The organism is Salipiger sp., assembly GCF_048261495.1.
Lineage (GTDB): Bacteria > Pseudomonadota > Alphaproteobacteria > Rhodobacterales > Rhodobacteraceae > Salipiger.
The window spans coordinates 247,817-273,572 of record NZ_JBLXFX010000001.1; the positions used below are offsets into that span (position 1 = coordinate 247,817).

The 25,756-nt window shown below is 63.7% G+C and carries 26 protein-coding genes; 13 read left to right on the top strand and 13 right to left on the bottom strand.

From position 1 onward, the window contains the following. Window positions 1-77 precede the first annotated feature (77 nt). Window positions 78-806, top strand: a complete 729-nt coding sequence (locus ACN0RJ_RS01060; protein WP_417723153.1) for a FadR/GntR family transcriptional regulator — start codon at window positions 78-80, stop codon at window positions 804-806. 30 nt (window positions 807-836) lie between these two features. On the opposite strand, the gene ACN0RJ_RS01065 is transcribed toward ACN0RJ_RS01060, so the two are convergent. Next, complete coding sequence (locus ACN0RJ_RS01065; RefSeq protein ID WP_417723154.1) at window positions 837-2,222, bottom strand: FliI/YscN family ATPase; 1,386 nt, start codon at window positions 2,220-2,222, stop codon at window positions 837-839. An 85-nt stretch (window positions 2,223-2,307) separates the two neighbouring features. Here ACN0RJ_RS01065 and ACN0RJ_RS01070 point away from each other — a divergent pair, with 85 nt between their 5' ends. From ACN0RJ_RS01070 to ACN0RJ_RS01110, 9 genes are read left to right on the top strand one after another with little or no spacing between them, the layout of a single operon-like run. After that, a complete protein-coding gene (locus tag ACN0RJ_RS01070; RefSeq protein ID WP_417718792.1) occupies window positions 2,308-2,685 on the top strand; it encodes a FlgB family protein in 378 nt (125 codons plus the stop codon). 17 nt (window positions 2,686-2,702) lie between these two features. Then, a complete protein-coding gene (flgC, locus tag ACN0RJ_RS01075) occupies window positions 2,703-3,095 on the top strand; it encodes a flagellar basal body rod protein FlgC (RefSeq protein WP_417718791.1) in 393 nt (130 codons plus the stop codon). Window positions 3,096-3,116: 21 nt separating this feature from the next. Next, window positions 3,117-3,407 (top strand): flagellar hook-basal body complex protein FliE, encoded by a 291-nt coding sequence (gene fliE / locus ACN0RJ_RS01080; protein ID WP_417718790.1) that lies wholly within the window; start codon window positions 3,117-3,119, stop codon window positions 3,405-3,407. Window positions 3,408-3,410: 3 nt separating this feature from the next. After that, a complete protein-coding gene (locus tag ACN0RJ_RS01085) occupies window positions 3,411-3,680 on the top strand; it encodes a flagellar biosynthetic protein FliQ (protein WP_417723155.1) in 270 nt (89 codons plus the stop codon). 1 nt (window position 3,681) lies between these two features. Further along, complete coding sequence (locus ACN0RJ_RS01090) at window positions 3,682-4,392, top strand: flagellar hook-basal body complex protein (protein ID WP_417718788.1); 711 nt, start codon at window positions 3,682-3,684, stop codon at window positions 4,390-4,392. 11 nt (window positions 4,393-4,403) lie between these two features. Beyond that, window positions 4,404-5,189: a flagellar basal-body rod protein FlgG gene (flgG, locus tag ACN0RJ_RS01095; protein ID WP_417718787.1), complete on the top strand. Its 786-nt coding sequence runs from the start codon at window positions 4,404-4,406 to the stop codon at window positions 5,187-5,189. Then, window positions 5,189-5,614 carry a flagellar basal body P-ring formation chaperone FlgA gene (gene flgA, locus ACN0RJ_RS01100; protein WP_417723156.1) on the top strand — a complete coding sequence of 142 codons (426 nt, stop codon included), beginning with the start codon at window positions 5,189-5,191 and terminating at the stop codon, window positions 5,612-5,614. The genes flgG and flgA overlap by 1 nt, the downstream gene beginning before the upstream one ends. 3 nt (window positions 5,615-5,617) lie before the next feature. Then, window positions 5,618-6,343, top strand: coding sequence for a flagellar basal body L-ring protein FlgH (flgH, locus tag ACN0RJ_RS01105; RefSeq protein ID WP_417723157.1), 726 nt, complete (start codon window positions 5,618-5,620; stop codon window positions 6,341-6,343). 11 nt (window positions 6,344-6,354) lie between these two features. Next, window positions 6,355-6,891, top strand: coding sequence for a flagellar basal body-associated FliL family protein (locus ACN0RJ_RS01110; protein ID WP_417723158.1), 537 nt, complete (start codon window positions 6,355-6,357; stop codon window positions 6,889-6,891). Window positions 6,892-6,906: 15 nt separating this feature from the next. Here the strand turns inward: ACN0RJ_RS01110 and ACN0RJ_RS01115 are convergent, their stop codons facing one another. From ACN0RJ_RS01115 to ACN0RJ_RS01165, 11 genes are all read right to left on the bottom strand, one after another. After that, window positions 6,907-7,329 (bottom strand): hypothetical protein, encoded by a 423-nt coding sequence (locus ACN0RJ_RS01115; protein ID WP_417723159.1) that lies wholly within the window; start codon window positions 7,327-7,329, stop codon window positions 6,907-6,909. A gap of 8 nt (window positions 7,330-7,337) precedes the next feature. Continuing rightward, window positions 7,338-8,432 (bottom strand): EscU/YscU/HrcU family type III secretion system export apparatus switch protein, encoded by a 1,095-nt coding sequence (locus ACN0RJ_RS01120; RefSeq protein WP_417723160.1) that lies wholly within the window; start codon window positions 8,430-8,432, stop codon window positions 7,338-7,340. Between the two features lie 6 nt (window positions 8,433-8,438). Further along, the gene (locus tag ACN0RJ_RS01125) at window positions 8,439-9,206 is read right to left on the bottom strand and encodes a flagellar biosynthetic protein FliR (RefSeq protein WP_417718781.1); all 768 of its coding nucleotides are present in this window, start codon (window positions 9,204-9,206) and stop codon (window positions 8,439-8,441) included. Next, a complete protein-coding gene (flhA, locus tag ACN0RJ_RS01130) occupies window positions 9,203-11,227 on the bottom strand; it encodes a flagellar biosynthesis protein FlhA (RefSeq protein WP_417718780.1) in 2,025 nt (674 codons plus the stop codon). The genes ACN0RJ_RS01125 and flhA overlap by 4 nt, the downstream gene beginning before the upstream one ends. 269 nt (window positions 11,228-11,496) lie before the next feature. After that, entirely contained in the window at window positions 11,497-13,731 is a 2,235-nt protein-coding gene (locus tag ACN0RJ_RS01135) for a tetratricopeptide repeat protein (RefSeq protein ID WP_417723161.1), read from the bottom strand. After that, window positions 13,728-14,597, bottom strand: coding sequence for a flagellar motor stator protein MotA (motA, locus tag ACN0RJ_RS01140; RefSeq protein ID WP_417718778.1), 870 nt, complete (start codon window positions 14,595-14,597; stop codon window positions 13,728-13,730). Before motA ends, ACN0RJ_RS01135 begins: the two co-directional genes overlap by 4 nt. Before the next feature lie 84 nt (window positions 14,598-14,681). Continuing rightward, window positions 14,682-15,758 (bottom strand): flagellar basal body P-ring protein FlgI, encoded by a 1,077-nt coding sequence (locus ACN0RJ_RS01145; RefSeq protein ID WP_417718827.1) that lies wholly within the window; start codon window positions 15,756-15,758, stop codon window positions 14,682-14,684. A gap of 32 nt (window positions 15,759-15,790) precedes the next feature. Next, entirely contained in the window at window positions 15,791-16,798 is a 1,008-nt protein-coding gene (locus tag ACN0RJ_RS01150; RefSeq protein ID WP_417718777.1) for a flagellin, read from the bottom strand. A 4-nt stretch (window positions 16,799-16,802) separates the two neighbouring features. Beyond that, window positions 16,803-18,263 carry a flagellar hook-associated protein FlgK gene (gene flgK / locus ACN0RJ_RS01155; RefSeq protein WP_417718776.1) on the bottom strand — a complete coding sequence of 487 codons (1,461 nt, stop codon included), beginning with the start codon at window positions 18,261-18,263 and terminating at the stop codon, window positions 16,803-16,805. 34 nt (window positions 18,264-18,297) lie between these two features. Then, on the bottom strand, window positions 18,298-19,599 hold the full coding sequence (locus tag ACN0RJ_RS01160) for a flagellar hook protein FlgE (protein ID WP_417718775.1): 1,302 nt from the start codon (window positions 19,597-19,599) through the stop codon (window positions 18,298-18,300). A gap of 102 nt (window positions 19,600-19,701) precedes the next feature. Further along, window positions 19,702-20,541 (bottom strand): flagellar motor protein MotB, encoded by an 840-nt coding sequence (locus tag ACN0RJ_RS01165; RefSeq protein ID WP_417723162.1) that lies wholly within the window; start codon window positions 20,539-20,541, stop codon window positions 19,702-19,704. 213 nt (window positions 20,542-20,754) lie between these two features. Here ACN0RJ_RS01165 and ACN0RJ_RS01170 point away from each other — a divergent pair, with 213 nt between their 5' ends. Then, the gene (locus ACN0RJ_RS01170; protein WP_417718773.1) at window positions 20,755-22,941 is read left to right on the top strand and encodes a YjbH domain-containing protein; all 2,187 of its coding nucleotides are present in this window, start codon (window positions 20,755-20,757) and stop codon (window positions 22,939-22,941) included. After that, complete coding sequence (locus tag ACN0RJ_RS01175; protein ID WP_417723163.1) at window positions 22,938-23,609, top strand: YjbF family lipoprotein; 672 nt, start codon at window positions 22,938-22,940, stop codon at window positions 23,607-23,609. The genes ACN0RJ_RS01170 and ACN0RJ_RS01175 overlap by 4 nt, the downstream gene beginning before the upstream one ends. Window positions 23,610-23,636: 27 nt before the next feature. Here the strand turns inward: ACN0RJ_RS01175 and ACN0RJ_RS01180 are convergent, their stop codons facing one another. Next, window positions 23,637-24,248: a sugar transferase gene (locus tag ACN0RJ_RS01180; RefSeq protein WP_417723164.1), complete on the bottom strand. Its 612-nt coding sequence runs from the start codon at window positions 24,246-24,248 to the stop codon at window positions 23,637-23,639. Between the two features lie 342 nt (window positions 24,249-24,590). On the opposite strand from ACN0RJ_RS01180, the gene ACN0RJ_RS01185 reads away from it, so the two are divergent. Further along, window positions 24,591-25,682: a polysaccharide biosynthesis/export family protein gene (locus ACN0RJ_RS01185; RefSeq protein ID WP_417718770.1), complete on the top strand. Its 1,092-nt coding sequence runs from the start codon at window positions 24,591-24,593 to the stop codon at window positions 25,680-25,682. Window positions 25,683-25,756 lie beyond the last annotated feature (74 nt).

Genomic DNA, 25,756 nt, shown 5'->3' on the forward strand with positions numbered 1-25,756 from the left:
CGTCCTGTCAGACGAAAATTGCCGAACGCGATGAAAGGCTGTCTAACAGGGTGGATGGGCAGACAGGATACAACGGAATGAAACCGAAACCGGGTGTGGAGAAGACCGCAGGTGCCGAACTCGGCCTGGTGGAGCGTGCCATGCGCGACGTTCGCGCGCTGATCCGCGGCGAAGAGCTGATGCCCGGCGATGTCCTGCCCTCCGAAGCGGCGCTGGCCGAACGGCTCGGGGTGTCGCGTCCCGTCACGCGTGAGGCTCTGCGCGGTCTGGCGACGCTGCGGGTCCTCGACATCGGAAACGGGCGCAAGGCGCGGGTGGCGATGCCCGACGCTTCCTCGCTCAGCGTCATCCTCGACCACACGACCTACTCCGGGCGCCTGTCGATCCAGCAGATCCTCGACGTGCGGCGGACGCTGGAGTTGAGGACCGTCTCGCTTGCCGCGATGCGGCGCAGCGATGCGGATGCGGCCGAGCTTCTGACCATCGTGCAGGCCATGTTCGACGCGCTGGAGGCCGATCAGGGCGCCATCATGGAGCTCGACATCCGGTTCCACGAGATCATCGCGCGCGCCTCGGGCAACCTGTTGTATTCCATCCTGATCGACAGCTTCCGCGTCATCACGCGGCAGACCTGGGCGATCGGATGGCGGTCCCGCGGGAATCTCGAGAACCGGACCGAGAACATCCGCTGCCACGAACGCATCGCCACGGCGATCATGACGCAGGATTCCATCCGTGCCGAAGCGGCCATGAGCGAACATTTCGACAGCGCCGTGACCGTCCTTTTGCGCGCGGGTGTGACCTGAGCCGACGGGACCGGAGTTCGGAACTTCTCCTCACTGACGACCACCGGCGGTGCGCGCCATCGGCCGGTTTCCCGGTCTCTGCGGGGCCGGCGCCGGCGTCTGCGCGCGCCGCAGCAACAGGCGCAGGCGCCCGAAGGCCGCCTCCGATCCATTGGGCGACGGCTCGCCGATGAAGGCATCGAGATCGCCCCAGATGCGGATCGCCCTGTCCAGCACGGGGTCCTCGCCATCCCGATAAAGACCGGCGCGGATCATCGTTTCGGAGCGGGCATAGGCGCCGAGAAGCTGCCGCGCCTGAAGAATCGCGGCATTCTCTTCGTCATTCGCGGCTTCGGGCAGGCTTCGGGAGACGGACCGCAGCACGTCGACGGCCGGAAAGCGGCCCCGTTCCGCGATCTCCCGGCTGAGGACGACGTGCCCGTCGAGAACGCCGCGCAGGATATCCGCCACGGGTTCGTCCATGTCGGAACCTGCGACAAGGACGCTGAACACGGCCGTGATGTTGCCGGTACCGGGCAGGCCGGGGCCCGCCCGCTCGGCCAGGCGCATGATCTGGTGCGCGGTGGAGGGCGGAAAGCCGCGCAGGGCCGGCATTTCGCCCGCCGCGACCGCGACTTCCCGATGCGCTTCGGCAAAACGGGTGATCGAATCCGCGAGGTAGAGCACATGATGACCCTGATCGCGGAAATGCTCCGCGATGGTCATGGCGGCAAGCGGACAGCGCCGCCGTTCCAGCGGCGAGCGGTCCGAAGTCGCGGCGACGACGATGCTCCTCGCCATGCCCTCCGGACCGAGGACCGCATGCACGAAATCATGAACCTCGCGTCCGCGTTCCCCCACGAGGGCGAGCACGACGATATCCGCGCTCATTCCGCGTGCGAGCGACGCCAGCAGCCGCGACTTGCCGACGCCGGAACCGGCGAACAGGCCGACCCGCTGGCCTTCGACGATGGGCAAGAGCGTGTCAAAGACAGCCAGACCGGTTTCGAGACGCTCCCCGAGCCCGCGCCGCTGTGCCGCCGGAGGCGGGCTGGCGCGGAACGGCCGCCTGCGGGGCCCCGGACTGAGCGGCATCCCGTCGAGCGGCTTGCCGTAGGGATCGACGACCCGGCCGATCCAGCTGTCCGCGGGGGCAAGCGTCGGCGCACCGACCAGCGCGACGCGATCGCCCTGCGACACGCCGTCGGCGCCTTCGTCCGGCAGCATGGCGACAAGGTCCTCCCGGATGCGCAGCACCTCACCGTCCAGAATGCCGTCGGCCCGGTACAGGCGCAGCCGGTCGCCGATGCAGGCCAGATGCGCCAGGCCGCGGATCCAGATGACCGTTCCGTCGACCGAGCGGACCCGCCCGACCGCGTGAACCGTCTGGGCCTGCGCGATCCGCGATCTAAGCCCGGTAAAGTCGTTCCTGTCCATCGGACGCCCTCTTCATGGTGTTCAAACCATTTCTAAAGGAATCACCGTTAAGCCTTGATTGAAGCCAATCGAGGGAGAAGCCCCGATGTTCCAGAACCTGGATGTATTCAGGACGGCTATCGCAATGGCCAGACACGCGGGTGAGCAGCAAGCCATCAGCGCGCAGAATATTGCGAACGCGGATACGCCGAAGTATCGCGCGTTGCAGATGCCCGATTTTGCCCGGACGCTGGAAGGCGGTGCCGACGGCATGCGGTCCACGCGACCGCAGCATCTGGGCGCCGGAGCCGGGCCCGAGGGTTATCGCTTTTCTGAACGGCGCGGCGCCGAGGACCCCAACGGCAATACCGTCGAGCTCGAATCCGAGATGGTGGTCGCGGTCGACGCGAAGCGCGCCCACGACCGGGCGCTCGCCATCTACCGATCCAACATCAACATCCTGCGCGCCAGCCTCGGCCGCTGAATGAACGGAGTCCCGCAATGAGTGCCTTTTCCGATGCCCTCAGCGTCACATCGAGCGGCTTGCGTGCGCAGGCGATGCGCCTGCGTGTCGTGTCCGAGAACATCGCCAACGTCGATACGCCCGGATATCACCGCAAGACCATTCCCTTCGAAACCGCCCGATCCGGTGAAGGCAGCCTTCAGGATCTGCGGGTCGGCGATGTCTCTCTCGATCAGTCCGACCTCGAGGATGTCTACGATCCCGGCCACCCGCTTGCCGACGACACGGGCCATTACGCCGGTTCCAACGTCGATCTCATGATCGAACTCGCCGACGCCCGAGAGGCGCAGCGCAGCTACGAAGCCAACCTCAAGATGTTCGATCAGACGCGGCAGATGTCCAGCAATCTCATGGACCTGCTCCGCCGCTAAAGCCCCAGAAGGAGACCCAGAATGGATGTCCGCTCTCTCTTTGCCGCGCAGAAATACGCGGCTTCCCGTCCGGCAACCGAGGCGCAGCCCGGTTCCGAAGGCATGCAGCAGAAATTCATGGATGTCGCGGAGGATTTCGCCGCGACCCTGAAAGAAGGTGAAACGACCGCCAAGGCCTCGATGATCGGAGACGCCGACCCGCATGCGCTTGTTCAGGCCCTGGCCCAGTCGGAACTTGCGGTCGAAACCGTGGTCGCGGTGCGCAACAAGGTCGTCGAAGCCTACCAGGAAATCCTCCGGATGCCGGTCTGAGCAATGCTGAACGAGACCATCTTCTTCGACACGCTCCGGCAGGGCCTCTGGATCGCGACGATCACCTCGGTTCCGATCCTGACCGCCGCGCTGGTGGCGGGCGTCGGCGTCGGGCTGTTCCAGGCCCTCACGTCGATCCAGGAAATGACCCTCACCTTCGTTCCGAAACTGATGGCCATCGTCGTCGTGTTCTGGATGTCGATGAGCTTCATGACCGAAACGCTCGTCGCCTTTTTCCGGGACATGATCGTCCCGATGATAAGCGGAGGCTGACATGGACGTCACCGGATACACCACGCTGTCCCGTCAGCAGGGGCTGATGCGTGAAATGCAACTGATCGCGAACAACATCGCCAACTCGGCCACCACCGGATACCGGCAGCAGGGCATCGTCTTCTCGGAATACATCCGGCAGACCGACGAGGGCAGCGTGTCCATGTCCGCCGCCCATGCAAGGGCGACCTCCTTTGCGCAGGGCACGCTGACCCAGACCGGAGGTCAGTTCGATCTCGCGGTCGAAGGCGACGGGTTCTTCCTGATCCAGACACCTCGCGGCGAGCGCCTGACCCGGTCCGGCGCCTTTGCCGTCGGCAACGAAGGCAACATGGTGACGTCGGACGGTTATACCGTGCTGGATTCCGGAGGCGCCCCGGTCTTCGTGCCCCCCGATGCGACGGATTTCACCGTGGCGCAGGACGGCACGATCAGTTCGCAGGGCCGCCCGATCGGACAGGTCGGCCTGGTCCAGCCGACCGACCCCGGCGCGATGGTGCGCGAGGGCGACATCATGTTCCGCGCGGATGCAGGGTACGATCCGGTCGACGCGCCCCGCATCCGTCAGGGCTTCATCGAGAATTCGAACGTCAATCCGATCCTGCAGATCTCGCGGATGATCGAGGTGCAGCGCGCCTACGAGATGGGCCAGAACTTTCTTGAACGCGAAGACGACCGCATCCGGTCCGCGCTCAAGGCCTTCATGACATAAGGAGACGAACCATGCGTGCCCTGAAAATCGCGGCCACCGGCATGAGCGCCCAGCAGATGCGGGTGGAAGTCATTTCGAACAACCTCTCGAACATGAGCACGACGGGGTACAACGCCCGGCGCGCCGAATTCGCGGATCTGCACTACCAGCAGTTCGCCCGCGCCGGAACCGTCAATGCCGAAGACGGCACCGTCCTTCCCACCGGCATCCAGCTCGGCATGGGGGTGCGGCCGGCGGCGGTCACGATGAAGCTGCAACAGGGGGCCGTGTCCCAGACCGGCGGCGATCTCGATCTTGCCATCGAGGGCCGCGGATACCTCGAGGTCATCCTGCCCTCCGGCCAGGCCGGTTATACCCGCGACGGGGCGCTGAAGCGCAATGGCGAGGGACTCATCGTGACCAATGACGGGCTTCCCGTTTCCCCCGAAATCGTGGTTCCCGAAGAAGCGCGCAGCATTTCCATCAGCCCCGACGGCGAGGTCTATGCCTATTTCGACGGAACCGTCGAGGCGCAGCTTCTCGGTCAGTTCACGCTGGTCGGCTTCATCAACCCCAAGGGGCTGGAGGCGATGGGCTCCAACCTGTTCACCGAAACCGAAGCCTCGGGGCCGCCGCTGCAGACGACTCCGGGACAGGAGGGCCTCGGCACGCTGAGGCAGGGCTATCTCGAGGACAGTTCGGTCGACCCGGTCTACGAGATCACCGAACTGATCGAGGCGCAGCGCGGCTACGAGCTGAATTCCAAGGTGATTTCGGCCGCGGATCAGATGCTGGGCGCGACGGTCCAGGTGCGCTGATGTTTGCCCGGATCGCCGCCGCCCTCCTGTTCGCCCTGCCCTCCTCCGCCATAGCCGGGTCGGTCGTGGCAACGGTGACCATCCGCGCCCAGGAAATCGTGCGCCCCGAGGCCGTCAGGCTGGATCCGATGCAGATCGAGGGTGCCCATGACTCGCTGGACGATGTCGTGGGATACGAGGCGCGCGTGACGATCTATCCCGGGCGTCCCGTGCTGCGGGGGGCCCTCGGCGAACCGGCCCTGATCGACCGCAACCAGATCGTCGAGCTGACCTATGCGCGCGCCGGGTTGCGCATCGTGGCCGAAGGGCGCGCGCTCGGGCGCGGCGCCGTCGGCGAGCGCATCCGCGTCATGAACATGACGTCCCGCACGACATTGTTTGGCACGGTCCTGCCAGACGGAACGGTAACCGTGACATCCGAGTGACTCATGACACCACGTACCCTCTTGCTGATCCTGCTTTCCTGCACGGCCTGTGCCCGCATCGACCACATCGGCAAACCGCCGAGCTTCACGCCTCCGGAGGAGAGCCCCGAGCGTGTGGCCATGGCCTATTCGGCCGTTCCCGACCTTGCGATTCCGCAACGCCGCACCGACGGCGCATCGCTCTGGAGCGGCACCAAGAGCTCCCTTCTCGGGGACCGGCGCGCGATGAAGCGGGGCGATATTCTCACCGTGGTCATCGAGATCGACGAGAAGGCCCAGATCTCCAACAGCACCTCGCGCTCGCGATCGAGCTCGGAAAGTCTCGGGATTCCGCAGCTTTTCGGGGTTCCGCAGCGACACGACCCCAAGCTTCCCGACGGGGCGAGCCTTGCGGATGCCGTCGATCTCTCCGGCAAGAGCAGCTCCGGCGGCGACGGGTCGGTGAAGCGGAGCGAGAAGCTGACCCTGCGGGTTGCGGCGACGATCACGGATGTGATGCCGAACGGAATTCTTGCGATCGAGGGATCGCAGGAGGTCAGGGTGAACTTCGAACTGCGCGAGCTTCTGGTGACGGGGTTCGTCCGGCCCGACGACGTGTCCCGCCAGAATGAGATCACCTACGACAAGATCGCTTCCGCACGCATTTCCTACGGCGGACGCGGACAGATCACCGACATGCAGCAGCCGCGGCTCGGACAGCAAGTTCTGGATGCCATACTGCCTTTCTGAGGATCCCGCCGATGAAGAAGCTTCTCCCCATTCTGCTTGCCCTGATCGGGACCGGCGCCGGCGTCGGTGCGGGCATCTTCCTCGGAGCCCCGCCTCCCGCGGAAGCGAATGCCGCCGCCGATCATGGCGATACCGGCGGACATGACACGGCGGAGGCGTCGGGGGAGGCAGGTCACGGCGCGGCAGCGGCGACCGCTGCCGGGTCAGGTGAACACGACGGCACCGAAGCGGCCTTCGTGAAACTGAACAACCAGTTCATCGTTCCCATCCTCGACCACGATCGCGTGCAATCTCTCGTCGTCCTGGCCCTCAGCCTCGAAGTGCCCGCCACCTCGACCGAGGATGTCTACGCAAGGGAGCCGAAATTGCGCGACGGCTTTCTGCGCGTCCTGTTCGATCACGCCAACATCGGCGGCTTCGAAGGAAATTTCACGGAATCGCACAGGATGGACATCCTGCGGCGCGCCCTGCTCGAATCCGCGCGGCGGTCCCTGGGCGATGTCGTCAGAAGCGTTCTCATCACCGAGATCGCCCGACAGGACACCTGACGCGCCCGCGCGCCTTCAGGGGCCCCGATCCTCCGCCTGGAACCGCATCAACCGGCCGAGATCCTCGAGCCGGTCTTCCTCTTCCGCCATCCGGCGGCGCTTCGTCTCCCGCTGCGTCGACTCCGCGACGTCACGCGCGGCCTTGTCGCGGGCAAAGGCATATTGCGCGGCGGTGACCCCGTGCGCCTGCTTGACCCGCGCCATGATGATCGCCTGGTTCAGTTCGGAACGCTTGCGTGACAACCACCCCTGCCAGAGCACATCTGCCCCGACCATCCGCCCTGCCCCGAAATTGGCCGCCTCCGATCTGGCGGCCTCCCTCATGGCGTCGATCTGATCACGCTCGGCTTTCAGTTGCGCTTCCTCGGCAAGCAGCTTCCGGTAACTTTCGAGAGTCCTGTCCTTGAGAAGTTCCGTCACCGTCAGGAGATGCTTCATGTCGTCTTTCAAGGTTTCAACCCTTTCTTTTCCCGCACCTTCTTGCGCATGTCTTCGGAGAACCTGATGGCAGCGGCAACGGGCCGGAAATGGTCGGACTTGATCTGCTCGCCGATCTCCGTCGTTGCATAGAGCGCCCGCGCCGTCGGCGGATCGGAGAGAATGGGAATGTCGTGCTCCTGCGCGATTTCCCGGATACGGAGCGCGATCTGGTCGACCCCTTTCGCAACGCAGACCGGCGCCTCCCCGGGCTTCCGGCTCCACTTCAGCGCGACGGAATAGTGGGTCGGGTTCACGATCACCACGTCCGAATCGGGCACATCCGCCATCATCTGGTTCATGGCGATTTCCTGGGCCCGCGCCCGGCGATGCTGCTTGAACATCGGGTCGCCCTCGGCCTCCTTGTATTCGTCGCGCAGTTCCTTCTGCGACATCCGGTTCCGGCGCATGTGCTCTCCGCGCTGCCAGAGATAGTCGATCGCCCCGAGAGAAATCGCGATCACGACGACAATGCTCAGCAGGCGCAGCATCAGCTCGCTCATCAGCATCACGGCTTCGCGCGGATCCGCCCGGAGCACGCCGATGATCTCGTCCAGCCGGGACGCGATGAACATGCACAGCACGACGGAATAGAGGATCAGCTTGGAGAAACTCTTGACGAACTCGAACAGGCCACGGCGCCCGTACTTGTTCTTGGCATTCTCGATCAGGGACAATCTGTTGAACTTGAACGCGAGTTTTTCCCCGGAAATGGCAATGCCGCGGCTCGCGAACAGGACGAGCACCACGAGGATCCCCGGCACGACGAGCCAGGGAAGAACCGGCGTGAAGACGCTGAGGAGGAGCGAGGCAAGCTGCGCCGAACCCATCTCGCTGAGCAGGAGGTTGCGGAGCCGATCCGGTTGCTCGATCAACGGAAGAATGGCCAGCCCGAAGGCGGAAATCGTCTGTTGTCCCAAGGCCAGGCCTGTGATCAGTACTCCGAAATAGGAGGCAGCGGTCAGCAGGTCGGGAGAGCGCGGTATTTCCCCCTTCTTGCGCGCGTCGTCCAGTTTTCGCTGTGACGGTTCGTGGGATTTGTCGCTGCTGTCGTCATCCGCCATCGCAGGTCACCGGAAGGGATTCGACAGGAAGGAATCCACCGCGCCCAACCAGACGGTCAGAAGCAGGGGCGCGGTCATCAGCAGCAGGGCGACGGATCCGAAGGTGATCACCGGCGCGCCGACGAAGGCGACCATGAGCTGCGGCATCGCCTTGTTGATGAAGCCGAGCGTGAGGTTGTAGAGCACCGACAGGATCACGAAAGGCGCGGACAGGGCGAAGGCGAGCGCGAAGCTTTTCGTGACCTCTTCACGACCGGCCTCTGCCACTGCCGCCGGGTCCGGGATACTGAACGGCGGCAGAATGTCATAGGACAGGATCAGATAGGCGGTTGCCTTCACGTGAAACCCGGTCAGCATCAGCAAGGCAAGACCGGCGGTCATCAGGATATGCCCCAATGCGGGCATGGGATCGGTTCCCGCGTTTCCGACCAATTGCGACAGGGATGTGGATTGCGCCGCGATGCTGCCGGCGGTCTGCAAGGCGAAGACGAACATGCGCAGCGCAAGACCCAGGACCAGGCCGTTCAGGGTTTCGGTCATGACTCCGCGCAGCATGAGCGCGACGTCCGGCTCCTCCCGCGGGAGAAGGTCGGCGACGGCCGGCAGCACCGCGACTGTCAGGATCAGCGCGAGGACCAGACGGACGCGGACGGACAGCATCTGCTCTCCGACCGCGGGCAGGACGGCCATCGCCGCGCCGACCCGGAAGAACACGAACACGCCCAGCCAAAGCCCGGTGACCGCCAATCCCGCAAGGTCGGCAATCTGGGTCATGCCGCCACGACACCGACGAGGGCCGGCCTCGCCTCGATCCCGATTTCCTCGAAGGACAGGACCGGGTTGTTCATGCCTTTCGCCGACATCACCGTCCGCAGGAACCGGCGGCGGCGGGATGAGGTCACGAGCGCCGGGAAGATGCCGCGGTTTCCGGCCTGCCCGATCTCCTGCGCGAGGCCGGTTGTCAGGCTCTCGAAGGATGCGGGGGGCAGCGCCACGTCGAGCGCGCCGCGACTCCCCTCGATCTGGTAGGTGTTGAACGTTTCCTCCCATTCGGGCGCAAGCTGAATCAGCGGAATGGTCCCGTCATCCCGCCGCATGGCCGCGACCAACTGAAAGCCGAGCCGTTGGCGGACATGTTCGCAGATCGTCTCGGGCGAGGTCGACTGACCGCGCATCTCTGCCACCGCTTCCAGGATCAAGGGCAGGTTGCGGATGCTCACCTGTTCCTCCAGCAGCAGGCGCAGGACCTGATGCAGAATGTCGATCTGAACCTTCTCGGGAACAAGTTCGTCGAGCAGGCGCCGGTTCGCCTCGGACCGCGCATCGTCACTGAGCGACACCATTTCATCCAGGATCCTTCGCAGGGATTTCAGCGTCAGAAGTCTGCCGAAATTGCGCTTGATCACTTCCAGGAGATGGGTTGCCAGGACCTCGGTCGGCGTGACGATCGTCGCGCCGGTCATCGCGGCGCGATCCTGATCGGTCGGCCTGATCCAGCGCGCGGGCGCCCCGTAGACCGGCTCCGTCACGTCGCGGCCTTCGGGCAGCTTTCCCTTGCCGTCGGGAACGAGGGCGAGAACCAGATCGGGGTTGAGCTCGCCGCGCGCCACTTCGACGCCATGGATGCGAACGATGTAGGTGCCGGTCTGCAGCGACGCGGCATCGGTGAGCCTGATTTCCGGCAGGATCAGTCCGAAGCTGGAGGCGATGTGATTGCGCATGTTCGAGATCCGCACATCGAGGCCGGTGCCGGGATCCAGCACCATGTTCACCAGGTCGGGCGCAAATTCGACATGAATTTCATCGACATCGAGGACATCGCCGATGCGGCGTTTTCGGGGTGCCTCCTGTTCGACCGCGGGGGTCTCCTCGTCCGGGACGTCCTGCGGATGGTTTGCAGCGTGAAAGGCCATCGCTCCGAGCACCCCAGCCCCGAGAATGAAGGGAACGAAGGGCAGACCGGGCACCAGGGCGAAGAGCGCCATGAGAAGACCGACCGTCCCGAGGGCGGCCGGGTGCCGCGACAGTTGCTTGACGATGGCCGCGTCGGTCGAGCCGGTCGCCCCGCCGCGTGCCAGCAAAAGGCCCGAGGCGATGGAGATGATGACGGCCGGGATCTGGGAAACCAGACCGTCCCCGACCGTGAGGATGGCGTAGGTTTCAAAGGCGTCGGACAGAGCCATGCCGTGCCCGAAAATGCCCATAATCATGCCCATGACGATATTGAGCATCGTGATGAGAAGACCGGCGACAGCATCGCCCTTCACGAATTTCGATGCACCGTCGAGCGAGCCGAAAAAGGTGGTCTCCTGCTGCTCCCTTTCCCGGCGGGCCTTGGCTTCGGCGTGATCGATCGCTCCGGCCGACATGTCGCTGTCGATGGCGAGCTGCTTGCCGGGCATTCCGTCAAGCGCAAATCGCGCACCGACTTCGGCCATGCGGGCGGCGCCCTTGGTGATCACCGCGAAGTTCACGATCATCAGCACGCCGAAGACAACGAGGCCGAGGAAGACGCTGCCCCCCATGACGAAATTGGCAAATCCTTCGATGACGTTGCCGGCCGCGGACGTTCCGGTGTGGCCCTGACCGATGATGAGTTTTGTCGAGCTGACGTTCAGCGACAGCCTCAGCATGAGGGATGCGAGGAGAATCGTGGGGAAGGCCGAGAAATCCAGCGGGCGTTCGATGAACAGGGTCACGGTGAAGATCAGGATCGCCAGCCCGAAGGAGGCGGCAAGGCCGACATCCAGCACCCACGACGGGACCGGGAGGATCATCATCACGATGACTGCCATCAGAGCGACTGCCAACAGTATTGTCGGCGACAGAAACCTGACCCGGACTCTTTCAGTCATGGGCGGAAATCCGTTGGCCGTGGCATGTCGGCCGTCCGAACAGGGTATCACCGGCTGAGTGCGGTTGATGGCCCGGCCGGTCGAATAGACGGGTGTCGGTTCCTGCGTCTTGCATGTGAAGGCTGACCATTCTGCTCTGGTGGCGACATTGCCGTTCTCTCAATGCCTAGAGCAGCTTGGTTTATTTTTCGTATCCGTAAGACGGTGGATCACTGATCCGTCAACCGCGTCGTTGCCAGCAATTCTTCGAGGGTTGCTCGGGTCTGGCTGCTCTCGCCTGCAATAGTCTCCGCAAGCTGGAGACTGGGCCGAGCATCGGCGAACACGGCATCTTCGGACTCGGCCAAAGCCGCTGCCGACGAAAGGGCCCCCGCCTCCCCGTTCGCGACCGTCGTCCAATCTCCGGCCAACCATGCCGCCGAGCGGGCACCATCCTCCTGACCCAACCTTTCATAGGCTGTCTGGACGTAACTGAAATCACCCATCTGCCGCCGGGCTTCAGCCCTGAGTTGCAAGACGTCATCGCCCTGCAGGCCGATCAGGGCAATCTCGGCCTCTTCCGGTTTTGCCAATGCCACAAGCGTTCGGGCCTTGGACATCCTGTAGGGTCGCGACGCCGTGGAAATGCCGGTTTCCGTCAGCCATCGCTCGGCCTGCTCCGGCATGCCCAGAGCGATCAGGCGATCGGCAATCGAGATCACGGTTTCAGGTGGCAAGCCGCGCGAGGGACCCCTTCCGACGATCCGTTTCAGAAAGCTGACATCGTCGCCGATCCGGGAAACCGCCGACATGGCTTCTCCCAGTGCTGACTCCAAAACCTCAGGCGGAATGTCGCGGCTGCTGTCTATGCTCGCGAAGGCCTCGTCATACCTCCGGTTTGAGAGCAGGGCGCGCGCATGCGCCAACCACATCTTCGGTCCCTCGTCCGTCTTTCGCAATTCGGTGGCGTATGCGGCCGTCAGTTCCACCATTCGCGGTGAAATGTCCGAACCGTTTTCCGATGAAAGCTCGATGGATTCGATGGTTGCCTCCACGGCATTTGGTCCATCCTTTCCGGCGATCTCATTCAGCACGTGGCGGGCTTCGTCCACAGCGCCGTCGATCCGATCTACCCGCGCTCTTCCGAGAATCATGTCCTCGGTCATGTCCCCGGTCGCACGTTCCAACCGGGCGAGGACACTTCGGGCCGCATTGACATCCCCCTCTCGGGCGAAACGCGTCGAGAGTTCAGGTCCGATCAGATTCCGAAGGAGGAGAGGCAGTTCCTCGAATGTCCGGAGAATGGCCGGAACGTTGATCGGGGTGGCATTCGGCAATTCGCGCGACCCCAGGAGAGACCACAAGGCGGCACGTCCGTCACATGCGGTCTGTCCGGCGAAAACACCCGAACCGTCGGGAAGTCCATCGACCATCCCCGCGAGAGCCGTGATTACGCGATCGCCTGATTCGGCATCAAGCTCCAGGATGGCCCGCGCTTCGGCTCCGAAGCCGATCCTAACGTAGGCTCTCGCAATTTCTTTCAGAGCAGTTTCGTCGATCCTGTCGAATTCCCCGTAAAGCTTGACCCTCAATGAGGGAATCAAGGTTTCCAGAGCATCGTCTTCCCCCCAGGAATTGAAATCCAGTTCATCATCATCCACGCACGCCTGTCCGCTAATTCGGATCCTGGCCTCAGGATTCGTCGGGTCGTCCGAACTCAACGCGGCCTCGAGAGAATCCTGAATGGAACGCATATCACTCCCTTCGCGATGATGTGTTTCGCGGCCCATGTCATCTTCCAGGTCATGAGGTTTCGCCGCAGGAACATGGCGAAGAGCAGGACGCAAGAGACCCCCGGTTGCTGCAGAGGCTATCTGTTCGGCAAGATCTCTTTCGAATTCCAAAGTGCTTTCGGCGGGAACGTTTCGCGGCTTTCTATCCGTGTGATGCTGCTCGGAAAGAAATGACGGCAATAGGACGTTCATTCGTTGCATCGGTCCGATTCCGGGCGCGGCACCGAGCCTTATCTCGGAGAGGGCATTCGCTCCGGATGAAAGACCCGTCGATTTCGGTTCGGACGCAACCGGATCGGTCGGCTTCGAGCCCTGGCGAACGTCGACGACAACCATTTCCTCTTGATGCAGGAACCCGGTCGCGACGCAATCGCAGGAAAGCTCGAAGCGGAGGTTGGAACCACCAGGTTCAGCATTCAACGCGGAAATGCGGGATCGATCGATCCGATCGAACACGGTGGATGTATCGAATGATATGCCGTCCGCGCCCACGTCGAGTCGATAGGTTCGCGGCTCTTGTCCCCTGGCCAAAGACCATGATGCTCCGTCCGGAATGGTCACCACGATGCGCGTGAAGTCACCGTGCTCACCCGATTTCACCGGCAAGGACTGCGCGGAAAGCGAGCCGGGCAGGATCAGCCCCAGGAAAATCAGCCAGCCGAGCCGGATCATGCGGCCTCCTGCTTCACCGATTTCAGCGACTCTTCAAGGTCCACAAAGCTCGGTCTGAAATGGGCCGGCGTATTCTGGCGACCGACCTCGATACAGATGTTCGTCGCATGATTGTGGAGGTTTGCAACAAGAACCTCCCGGATCAGATGGTAGAAGTGCAAATCCTCTTCGACGACAGCCTTCACCTTCAGTGCAAAGGGGCCGGCGAAACCGTATGCCAGAAACACGCCAAGGAACGTGCCCACCAAGGCGCCCCCGATCATCTTGCCCAGAACTTCCGGGGGTTGATCGATCGAACCCATCGTCTTGATGACCCCCAGCACGGCCGCGACGATCCCCAGCGCGGGGAGGGAGTCCGCCATGCTTTGAAGAGCGTGGCTCGAGTGCATGCGGTGGTGTTCGAGCCCCTCGAGCCGCTTGTCCAGAACCTCTTCGACCTGGTGAGGATCGTCGTAGTTCATCGACATGGAACGCATCGTATCGCAAATCAGCTCCACCGCGATCTTGTCACCCTGGATCTTGGGATATTTCGAGAAGATGGAGGATTCCGCGGGGGATTCGACATGTTCCTCAATGGCCACCGGACTTTGTCGCGCAAGTCGGATGAGCTCGAATAGCAGGCAAAGCAGATCGCGGTAGTCCCCGGGCTTCCACTTGGCGCCCTTGAAGACCTTGCCGATGTCCATGAGCGTGTGTTTCACGACCGAGCCGTCATTGCCGATGAGGAATGATCCGACAGCGGCCCCGCCGATCATCATCATCTCGAACGGAAGCGATTTCAGGATGATCGACATCTGGCCGCCGGCCAGGATGTAGCCACCGAACACCATACCGAAAATCACGACGATCCCGATGATCCCGAACATTTGGTCGACTCCTTCACCAGCGTCTTTCGGAATGTACCCGAGCAGGCATTAACAAAGCTTCAGCACGGCAAGGCGGCGAGACCGTCACATCACGACGAACTCGGCATGCAGTGCGCCGGCAGCCTTGATGCTTTTGAGAATGTCGATCATGTCGCGCGGCGACACGCCCAGCGCATTGAGTCCCGCGATCACCTCGGACAGGGACGTACCGCCCGGGACCTCGGCCAGCCCTATGCCGGGCTCTTCGGTAATGCCGGCCGCCGTTCTAGGCACGACGACGGTTTCACCCTCTGCAAACGGGTTCGGTTGCACGGCAATCGGCGTGTCTTCGATCCTCAGCGTCAGGTTCCCCTGGGATACGGCAACGCGCGATATCCGGACATCTTCCCCCATCACGATCGTTCCGGAGCGCTGGTCGACGACAACTCTTGCGCGGCGCTCCGGCTGGATCGGCAAATTCTCGATCGCCACGATCGCGCGGGCCGGTGTGGCGGCGCCGGTTTTCGAGAGATCCACCGTGACCGTGCCCGAATCCTGCATTTGCGCTGCCTGGCGGCCCACCGTGCGGTTGATCGCATTTTCGATCCGCGCGGCCGTCGTGAAGTCGGGCTCCCGCAATGCGAGACGGAGGCTCGACAATTCGGCGAAATCGAAATCCACCTCCCGTTCGATCCGCGCACCCGAGGGAATGACACCGGAGGTCGGCACACCCTGAACAACCGTCGCGGCCTGTCCGTCCGCCGAGACTCCGCCGGCGATGACCGTCCCCTGCGCGACGGCATAGATCTGCCCGTCCGCCGCGTTGAGCGGCGTCATGATCAGCGTCCCCCCGAGTAGGCTCTTCGCATCGCCGATTGCGGACACGGTAACGTCGATCTGACCACCGGCACGACCGAATGGCGGGAGCTTTCCGGTCACGAAGACCGCAGCGACGTTGCGAGGGCGGAATTGCTCGCCCGTCACGTTGACACCCAGGCGCTCCAGGATGTTCTGCATGATCTCTTCGGTGAAAGGCGCGTTGCGAAGGCCGTCGCCCGTCCCGTTCAACCCGACGACCAGCCCGTATCCGACAAGGTCGTTGGACCTGACGCCATCGACCTCGACAAGATCCTTGATCCGGACATTTTGCGCGGTGGCCGGGAGGCAGATCAAGGCCAGCATGATCGCGGTCGCAAGCGGCAGAATGCGGGGCATCACAGGAACTCCGTCAGGCTCATGCGCGACGAGCGCACCGTGATCGCGTAGAGGCTTTCCAGTTGCGCACGCGTGTTTTCATAGCGTGACGCGGTTTCGAAATCGTCGATCCCGACGAGGTCCAGGCGTGCGATGCTGGTCGCCGTACGCTCGGCCGAGTTCCGGGTTGTCGTCTCCTCGATGCGGGCCTCCAGCGTTCCGAGGCTGGCGCGAAGTTCGACCATGGATTCCTGGCTGGTGATCAGATCCTGACCCGCTTCGGCCAGAAGATCGACCTTGACGTCGGTAGAAAGCGCGAGCGTCGGATCCGAAGCAAGCACGGCCTTCGCCGTGGCCTTCAGGATATCGCGGAAGACCTGATCATTGGCCCGAATGTCGATCCCGGCCGTTTCGGTCCTGCTGAGCTGGAACGGCGACAGGGATGTTCCCGAGCCGAGATAGGCATTGGTGTCGAACCCGCCTCCGACGCCATCGAACCAGGTATCCAACGCCGCGTTGACGCCCGCCGCCGTGGTCTGACCGGTCAGGGCGGTCCTCAGGCCGGTGAGCATGGCGTCTGCACCGATGATGGCGGGGCGATCGGTTGCTGCACCGGAAAAGAGGAACCGCCCGCCGACATTGCGGTTGAGTCCGTTCAACACCTGGCCCAGCGCATTTTCCGCCTCGGACGACATGGTCTGGAGCATGTCATCGGTGGGCGTGAGCTCCGATGAGAGCAGGACCTGGGACAGGTGTTCGGACCTGTTCTGCATTTCCTCCAGCGCGGTCTGCATCGAGCTGGTCAGAAAACCCGCTTCCGTCGTGTTGACGCGATAGGTTTCCAATTGCGCAAGGGTCCGGTCGATCGCGAGGAGACCGTTCACGTCGCCGCCGAGATGCGCGGTGGGATCCCGGACGAAGCCTGTGGCAATTTCGACACCGAGCCGATCGAGGTCGCGGTTGAGGCGGGTATGATGCGTCCGCAAGATCAGAGTGCGGGCGAGGTCGCCGACGGTATCCATGGCCATATCCTCAAATTCTCATCAAAGTTTGCATCAGTTCGTCCACGACGGTCATCACGCGGGCATTCGCGGCGTAGTGCTGTTCGATCAACATAAGGTTCTGCAATTCGGCATCGGTATCGACGCCGTCCGACAGTTCGAGTTCCTTCAGCGCGGTATGCTGCGCCGAACTGAAGGACACCTCCGAATCCGATCTGACCCGCGCATAGGAGACGGCGGCATGAAAGTCGGCGACGTGTTGCCCGAAGCTGCTGGCTCCGGTGGCGAGGCTGGTCGAACCCGGCACCGTCAATTCCTCGAGCGCGCCGGAATAGGCCTGCAGCAGGCCCGCATTTCCAACGTCACCCTGCGCCACGGCACCCAGACCGTCGCGCAGGCGCCATTGACCGTTGCCGGAGGGCGCAACGAGGTCGTTTATCCGGATGCGCGCCGCAATGCCGGTTTCATTCAGGGGATCGAAGGTCGCGCCTTCGTCGGTGAAGAGCCCGGGATCGCCCACGGCAATGGTCGCATCCGGGCCCCCTGCCGAGAATCTGTCGATCAGGTCGCGCGCCAGACCGTCCAGAGTGGATTGCATCTCGACCGCGACGGTATCGCGGATCTGCAACTGCGCCCCGAGCGTGCCGCCGCCGAGAGGTCCGCCATTGGTGCTGTTGACCGGAGTGCCGTTGATCTCGATCCCGGAAAGCAGACCGTTTCCGAGCGACATATCCGCGGTGATGATGGCGCTGCGGGAAAAACTGATGACCGCGGGTTCGCTATGGATCGTGTTGTCGAGAAGGACCGCACCGGACGCGGTATGGATGGCCAGCGCACCATTCTCGCGCTCCATGATGCGGAGGGGCACGATGTCCGACACGCCGTCGATCACCCTTTGCCGTTCGTCCATGAGGGAGGAGGCATCGCTGCCGCGAAGGGTTGCTTCGGCGATGGCGGTGTTCAGCGAATCCACCTGCGTCAGCGCGGCATTCAGTGCATCGACCTGCGAGGAGATCGACCTGTCGGCATCGGTTCGCGCGGACTGAATGCCGTTGCTGAGCGTGTTCAGCGTCGTGGCGAAATCATTCGCCGTCTGCGAAACAGCCTGGAGCCGCTGCACGGACGACGGATCTGAGGCGGCCGACAGAAGCGCGTTCTCGAAGGCGGAGAACCGTTGCGTCAGCGACCCGGCTTCGCCGCTGGCGCCGACGATGTTTTCCACGCGGGAGGCAAAGGCCTGCATGTTGTTGGCAAAGCCGGACTGGGCGTCCGACAACCGGCGATCCGCGAGGATGACCGTGTTGACGCTTCGGACGACCCCGTTGATCATCACGCCGCCCGACGTCCCGCTGGCGCGCGACGACAGGGAGAGGATACGCCGACCGTAGCTTTCGGTGGTTGCGTTCGCGATATTCGACGCGACGAGGCTTGCGGCGCGGCTGTTGGCGGTGAGGCCGCTCAACGCGTTGGACAAAGCTCCGGAAAGTGACATTCAGCGGCCTCCTGCTAGAGGCTGACCACGGGGATCAGCGCTTGATGTTGGTGGTTTCCTGCAGCATCTCGTCGACGGTCTGGATGACCTTGGCGTTGGACGAGTAGGCACGCTGGGTGGAAATCATGTCGGTCAGTTCCTGCGCCACGTCGGTCGCGGATTCCTCGCGGGCGTAGGACTTGATGTCACCGGTCGGACCGTCACCGGCATCCCAGAGGAAATAGGGACCGCTGTCCGGCGAGGGTTTGAACGTCTGGTTATCCATCGCGATCATACCGTTCGGGTTCGGCAGATCGACCAGGGGGACCTGAAACAGGACCTGGCTCACGCCGGTGTCATAGAGCGCGCTGACGTAACCGTTCGCGTCCACCTCGACCGAGATCATGTTGCCGACGGGCGATCCGTCCTTGGTGATGGAGATCGGTGCGAAGCTGTCGGAGAGCTGGGAAAGACCGGTGTTCTGACCGATGGCGCCGATGTCGAATTCGATGGGTCCGCCGGCCACATCTACGGAAAGCAGCCCGGTCACGTCATCATAGGCACCGCCGCTCACCGTGGTGACGCTGGCAATGGTTCCGCCATTGGTGCGCGAGTCGTCGAAGGTGATGACGTATTCGCCGATCACGGCCCCGTCCTGCGCCGAATCAGCCATGACGACGGTCCATTCGTTGGACATGGGCGCGCCGGCCGCGGGGACGGTCGGGGTGAAGGTCAGCGAAATGCTCTGCGAGACGCCGAGATTGTCGAAATATTCCACCGAGAGGTTGTACGGGTCGCCGTCGCTGCCGGCGATGGTATCGACCGCAGGCAGGTTCAGCGCCATCGACACGGCCGTTGTCGGATCGCCGACCAGGCTCTGGCTGAAGCGGACCGGCTGCAGGCCGTCCGTGGTATCGCGCGGGAAGGAGGGGATCGACCCGTCGAGATTGGCCGGCCAGCCCATGAGGTAATACCCGGCCTCGTTCGCGAGATAGCCGTTTTCATCGAGCCGGAAGGAGCCGGTGGAAGTCAGCAGAAGCTCCGGCTCCCCTGTGGCATTGAGCTGCGACTGGGACACCACGGGCAACATGCCGCGACCGCGCACGGCAAGGTCCGTCGCATTGTTGGTCGTGACGAGCGATCCGCGCTGGTCGATCAGCCGGATGCTGTTCGACGTGACCCCCCCGGCGGTGTACGAGCGCCCTCCCGACGCCATCACCAGGGAGTTGAACTCCGTCACCGCGCGTCGATACCCGTAGGTCGAGGCGTTGGCGATATTGTCGGAAATCGACGCGAGGCGACTCGCATTCGCCCGCAACCCCGAGACACCCGCGTTGAGAGATGAGGAAATGGTCATGACATGCCTTTCTGCTGTCCCGTTTAACTCTTCGGGAGAACAGATAGGCGCGGCGGCTTAACGTGACGCTAACAGGTAAAATATGAGCCATTCCCCCCGAGGTCAGTGCTGCCTCAGGAAGATCACCTCGATCCGGTTGTTGCGGCGGTCCATCGGGTTGTCCTGGGAGGGTTCGCGATCCGCATGGGCGGTCACGCGCGAGATGCGGGTGTTCTTCAGCCCTTCCGCACGGAGCAGTTCGCGAAACATGTCGGCACGGGCCGCAGAAACATCCCAGGACGGATCCCTTGCCAGAACAAGGGGATAGGCGCTCACATGACCCTCGATGGCGAGCGGGTTCGACACAATGGCCGACACTCTCTCGATCACGCCGGCAAGCGATTCCAGCAGCGGTGTCGCCCGCCCCGTATCGTCGAAGAGCCGGGAGTTGTCGGTTTCGAAAAGTTCGACCACCAGACCCTCGTCGGTCACGCGAGTCACGATGTGGCGCATCAGGCCGTCGTCGATCATGCTTTCCCCGCTGCGCGCGGTCAGCATGTCCTCGACCTCCTGGAGCTTGGCGCTTTCCGCCTCCGATTCCCTGTCCGACTCGCCCTGCGTGAAATTCCCGCGGGCGGCATCGGATTCGGTGGGCCGCAGGCTGGTCGCCCCGGTGCCGACCCGCGGCATCACCATCTCGGACATGAGAGAGTTGCCGTTGAGACTGTCCTCTCCGCCGCCCGAGATCCGGCTGATCGCAACCGTCGGGTTGAAGAAGTCGGCAAGCCCCTTGCGCTGTTTTTCCGTCGTCGCGTTCAGCAGCCACATCAGCAGGAAAAAGGCCATCATAGCCGTCACGAAGTCGGCATATGCCACCTTCCAGGCGCCGCCATGATGACCGCCGCCGCCCGAAACCTTTTTCCGTTTGATGATGACTGGCGCGACATTGCTGTCGACGCTCATAATCCACCACCTGATTTTACACCCCGCAGAAGTCATACAGGCCCGGACGTTACACTTCGCTTAACGATTCAAAATGTCCGGTTAAAGCCGCGGTCCGCCGCAGCCCCGTGCGGAAATCCCACAACCGGGACCCGTCGTCGGGCGGCCGAATGGACAGGCGGGACATTTGCGAATAGCTCTGGTCCCGACACGCGATTTGCAGGGGTGGGATCGATGCCGTACGGAGGTGCTAATCAGCCGGGAAGGATCCGCCGGGGTCTGGCGATCTCCGGCGTCAGCGTGACCGCGATCCTGCTGACCGGCACCGTTCTTGCCGAAGCCGTGCCGAGCTTCAACCTCTACGGTTTGCCCGGCCTGGTCGACATGCCCACGGCGGAAATGGCGCCCGACGGCACGCTCGGCTTTACCTACGGGCGGATCGGCGACAGCCATCGCGGCACCATGATGTTCCAGATCACGCCCAAGCTGATCGGTGCCTTCCGCTATTCCGGGATCGACCAGTACACCGGGCTCGGAGAGGTTGGCGGCGTCTATTACGACCGCAGCTTCGACCTTCGCTACCAGCTCTGGAACGAAGGCGCCATCCGCCCGGCCGTCGCCGTGGGCCTGCAGGATTTCATCGGCACCGGCGCCTATTCCGCGGAATACGTGGTGGCGACGAAGACGATCGCGCCCGGCCTGAAAGTGACCGGCGGCCTCGGCTGGGGCAGGCTCGCGACGCACAACCCGGTTGCCACCTTCGGCGCCCGCCCGCCGATCCTCGGGGCGGGCAACATCTTCAACGCGGCGAATTCCACCGGCGGCACGCTGTCCTACGACAACTGGTTCCGCGGCGATGTCGCGCCCTTTGCCGGGATCAGCTATGCGCCGAACGACCGCCTGACCTTCACGCTGGAATATTCCTCGGACGACTATCCGGTCGAAACCACGAACGCGAATTTCGATTACGCCTCCTCGATCAACCTCGGCGTGGACTACCGGCTCAAGAACGGCACCCAGCTTTCGGCCTATTACGCCTACGGTAGCGCGCTCGGTTTCCAGGTGACTTACCCGCTCAACCCGAAGACGCTGGGCATGCCCGGCGGCATCGAACCTGCGGGCGTCCCGGTCAAACCGCGCCAGCCGAGCGACATCGGCGATCTCGGCTGGACCACCGAAATGGCGAGCGCCAAGGCGGTGACCAAGGATCGGCTCGTGAAGAGCCTGCAGAAGGAAAGCCTCGAAATCGAGGGGATGACGCTGGAGCCACGCCGCGCCACCATCCGCCTGCGCAACCCGATCTACGGCGCGCCGTCGCAGGCCATCGGCCGCGCCGCGCGCGTGATGACGCGGGTCCTGCCCGCTTCGGTCGAGGAATTCACCATCGTCCCGGTCGAGAACGGCATGGCGATGTCGGCAGTCACCATGCGCCGTTCCGACCTCGAACGGCTCGAGAACGATGCGGCCGTGGAAATGCTCGCCCGGACCAGCATCACCGACGCCTTCGGCAAGGCGCCCCCGACGGACCTCGACAATTTCCCCAAGTTCATCTGGGCGCTCGAACCCTACTATTCCTACAGCACCTTCGATCCGCAAAGCCCGCTCCGCCTCGACGTCGGCGCCAAGCTGTCCGGGACGGTGCAGTTCACGCCCAACATCATCCTGACCGGCGCCATCAAGAAGCGGTTCCTGGGCAACCTCGACGATATTTCCCGCCTGGACGAATCCAAGCTGCCGCGCGTGCGGACCGACTATGCCGCCTACAACCGCGAAGGCGATCCCGCGATCGACCAGCTCACGCTGTCCTTCTTCGGCCGTCCGGGGCGCGATCTCTACAGCCGCTTCACCGTGGGCTACCTCGAACAGATGTATGCCGGCGCCTCCGCCGAGTTGCTCTGGAAGCCGGTGGACAGCCGCCTCGGTCTCGGGGTCGAGGTCAACTACGTCCAGCGCCGCGACTACGACCAGCTCTTCGGTCTGCAGGAAAACGTCACGACCGATCCCATCTCCGGCGCGCAGATGACCATTCCGCACGTGAACGGCCATGTCTCGGCCTATTACGACTTCGGCAAGGGCTATCACGGTCAGCTCGATGTCGGCCGCTACCTGGCCGGCGACTACGGTGGCACGCTCACCCTGCAGCGGGAATTCGCCAACGGCTGGAAGGTCGGCGCCTTTGCCACGCTGACCGACGTCTCCTCCGAGGATTTCGGCGAAGGCTCCTTCGACAAGGGCATCATGATCACCGTGCCGCTGTCGGTCGGTCTCGGGACACCGTCGCGCACCACCTCGACGACCGTCCTGCGCTCGGTCCAGCGTGACGGTGGCGCGCGGGTCTTCGTGCCGGATCGCCTCTACGAAAAGGTCCGGACCTGGCACGAGCCACAAGTCGAGGATTCCTGGGGAAGGTTCTGGCGATGAACGGAAAGACGATCCTCCGCACGGCAGCTGTCCTTGCCTCCTGCCTCGTTCTGGGGGCCTGCGGCAACGATCCCTACCGGGGCAATTCCTTCGAGGTCCTCTACGACTCCCTGTTCAAGGGCGACGCCGCGCCGCAACCCGTGACCGCCGCGCAGATCGCGCAGGTCATGGCGGCGACGGATCTGCCGATGGCCTTCGTCAACATCGAGGAACGCAAGGCCCAGACGGTGCTGATCCGGATCGAGACGAACGGCCCCTACGGCACCTACGCCACGGCGGACCGCAAGAACATGGTGCTGCGCAACGGCATGATCACTTCGACCCGGGGCCTGGGCGACGACCTCATGTCGACCGACGTCGATGCCGTGCTGTCGCTGGTGCGCAAGCGCACCACCGGGAACGCGGTCTACATCCAGCGCTTCCTGCGGTCGGACGACGCGACGCGGGTGCTCACCTATCGCTGCGGAGTCGAACCGGACAAGTCGGTGGATGTGGCCATGGGCCTGGTCCGCGGGCGTGCGACAGAAGTCATCGTCGCCTGCGAAAGCGAGGACGGGCCGCCGTTCGTGGATTACTACGTGGTCGACGGCAGCGGAGAGATCCTCGCCTCGCGCCAGTGGCTCGGGGTGACGACCGGCTATGTCGCGATGCACCGCCTGCGTCTCTGACCCGCGCGGCGCCCCGCAACACCGGGCCTAGTGAAGCGACACGCTCCGCACGACCGTCGAAAGCATCAGTCGCAGATCGTAGCAAAGGCTTCGCCGCGACGCATATATGAGATCCAGCCGTGCCTTGCGGGGCACGCAGCGCCGACAATAGACCTCTTCCGTCTCGTCCTTGGTCCGGCAGCTCGCCAGAAGCCGTTCCTCGGTCCGGTGAAAGGCCAGCGTGGCAAGCCCGGTCACGCCCGGCCGGGATTCCAGCACCCGCGCGTAAAGCTCGGGGAACAGCTCTGTATAGCGCCGCAGCGGAGGCCGGGGCCCGACGAAACTGATGTCTCCGCGCAGGATGTTCCAGAGCTGCGGCAGCTCGTCCAGCCGGTAGCGGCGCAGGACCCTGCCCGTGCGGGTGATCCTGTCGGTCTTGTCGCCGCCCGACACGCCCCGGTCGGTATCGTCGGGCCGCATCGTCCGGAATTTCCAGAGCATGAACCCCTCATCCGGCGTCTTCATCCGCTCGGAGCGGTAGAGAACCGGCCCGCCGTCGCGGACGAGGATTGCCGCCGCGATGAGCAGGATGAACGGCGCGAGCAGCACCGCGAGCGCCAGCGCCAGCGCGATATCAAGGGTTCGTTTGCCTGTCGTCACTCCAACGCTCCGTTCCGGACCACGCCGATCCCCCCGTTCGGGCCCCCAGTTGCGCGGAAACCTGCCGCGCCGGCAACCCGGATCTTCGGCCGTTCCGACGGGCGCGAATAGCGCGGCTTCCGGCCGATTTGTGCTGTATTTGAAGGGAATCCCCGAGTCCATCGCCATGACAGGCCGCGGGAGCGCAGATTCCGGCCGTGTCCTTGCGGTGACATGCTCAAATCGGATTCTCTTGTGCAATTGATCTGTAAGTTACTCGCGCGTACCCGTTATGTTGGCTGGGAATCCGATACGGTGTTGGACGGGGGACGTGTTTTGACGACGACACAAAGATTGCTTGCGATGCTGGCTGCGCTGGTCCTGGTGGCCGCCTGCAGCCTTCCGCGCGGCGCGGCCCTCCAGTCCGAAGTGCTGAAGGAATCGAACGCCGAGATCCCGACCTTCCAGGTCGTGCAGGTCACGCGCGCCAACATGCCGATGATCGCCTCCTGGCCGACGACCGGCTGGAACCGCGGCTACAACTGGCCGGGGGCTTCCTCCGGGTCGAATTCCAACGTGATCCAGACCGGCGACCTTGTCGACATCACGATCTGGGACAACCAGGAAAACTCGCTCCTGACCAATACCGCCGAGAAATCCACCGTGCTTTCCGGGGTCGAGGTCGGACCCAACGGCGCGGTCTTCATCCCTTACGTGGACGAGGTCTATATCCGCGGCCTCACCCCGGCGAGCGCGCGCGCCCGCATCCAGTCCCGACTCGAACCGATCGTGCCCTCGGCGCAGGTGCAGGTGCGACTCACCCAGGGCCGCGCGAATTCGGTCGAACTGGTCGGCGGCGTTTCGCGCCCCGGCAGCTTCCCGATGCCGTCGCGCAACTACAAGATCCTCGGGCTGATCGCCGACGGCGGCGGGATCATGAACAGCCTGCGGAACCCGCGCGTGCGCCTGATCCGCGGCGGCTCCACCTACGAGATATCCGCCGATCAGCTGCTCGACAGCGGTGCGAACAACGCCCTTCTCTATCCCGGCGACACGGTCATCGTGGAAGAGGACGATCACAGCTTCACCGCCCTGGGCGCCGCCGGGTCCGAAGACCTGATCTATTTCCCCAAGGACGACCTGTCCGCGCTCGAAGCCGTGTCGCTGATGGGCGGCCTTTCCGACAGCCGGGCCGATCCCAAGGGCGTCCTCGTTCTGCGGGAATACCGCGTGAAGCACCTGCGCTCGGACGGCACGGCACCGCGCATGCAGCAGGTGGTGTTCACCTTCGATCTGACCTCGGCCGACGGGCTGTTCGCCGCGCGCAAGTTCCTCGTCAATCCGGGCGACACCGTCCTGGCCACGGAATCGCCGGTGACCAGCGCGCAGGTCGTGTTCGGACTGGTGGGCAGCGCCTTCGGTCTCGGCCGTCAGATCACCTCGCTCAGCAACTGATTCTGCCGGGCACCCGGAACGGCAAAGGGCGCGCCACCGCGGCGCGCCCTTTTTCCGTTCCCGTGTCGGGTCGG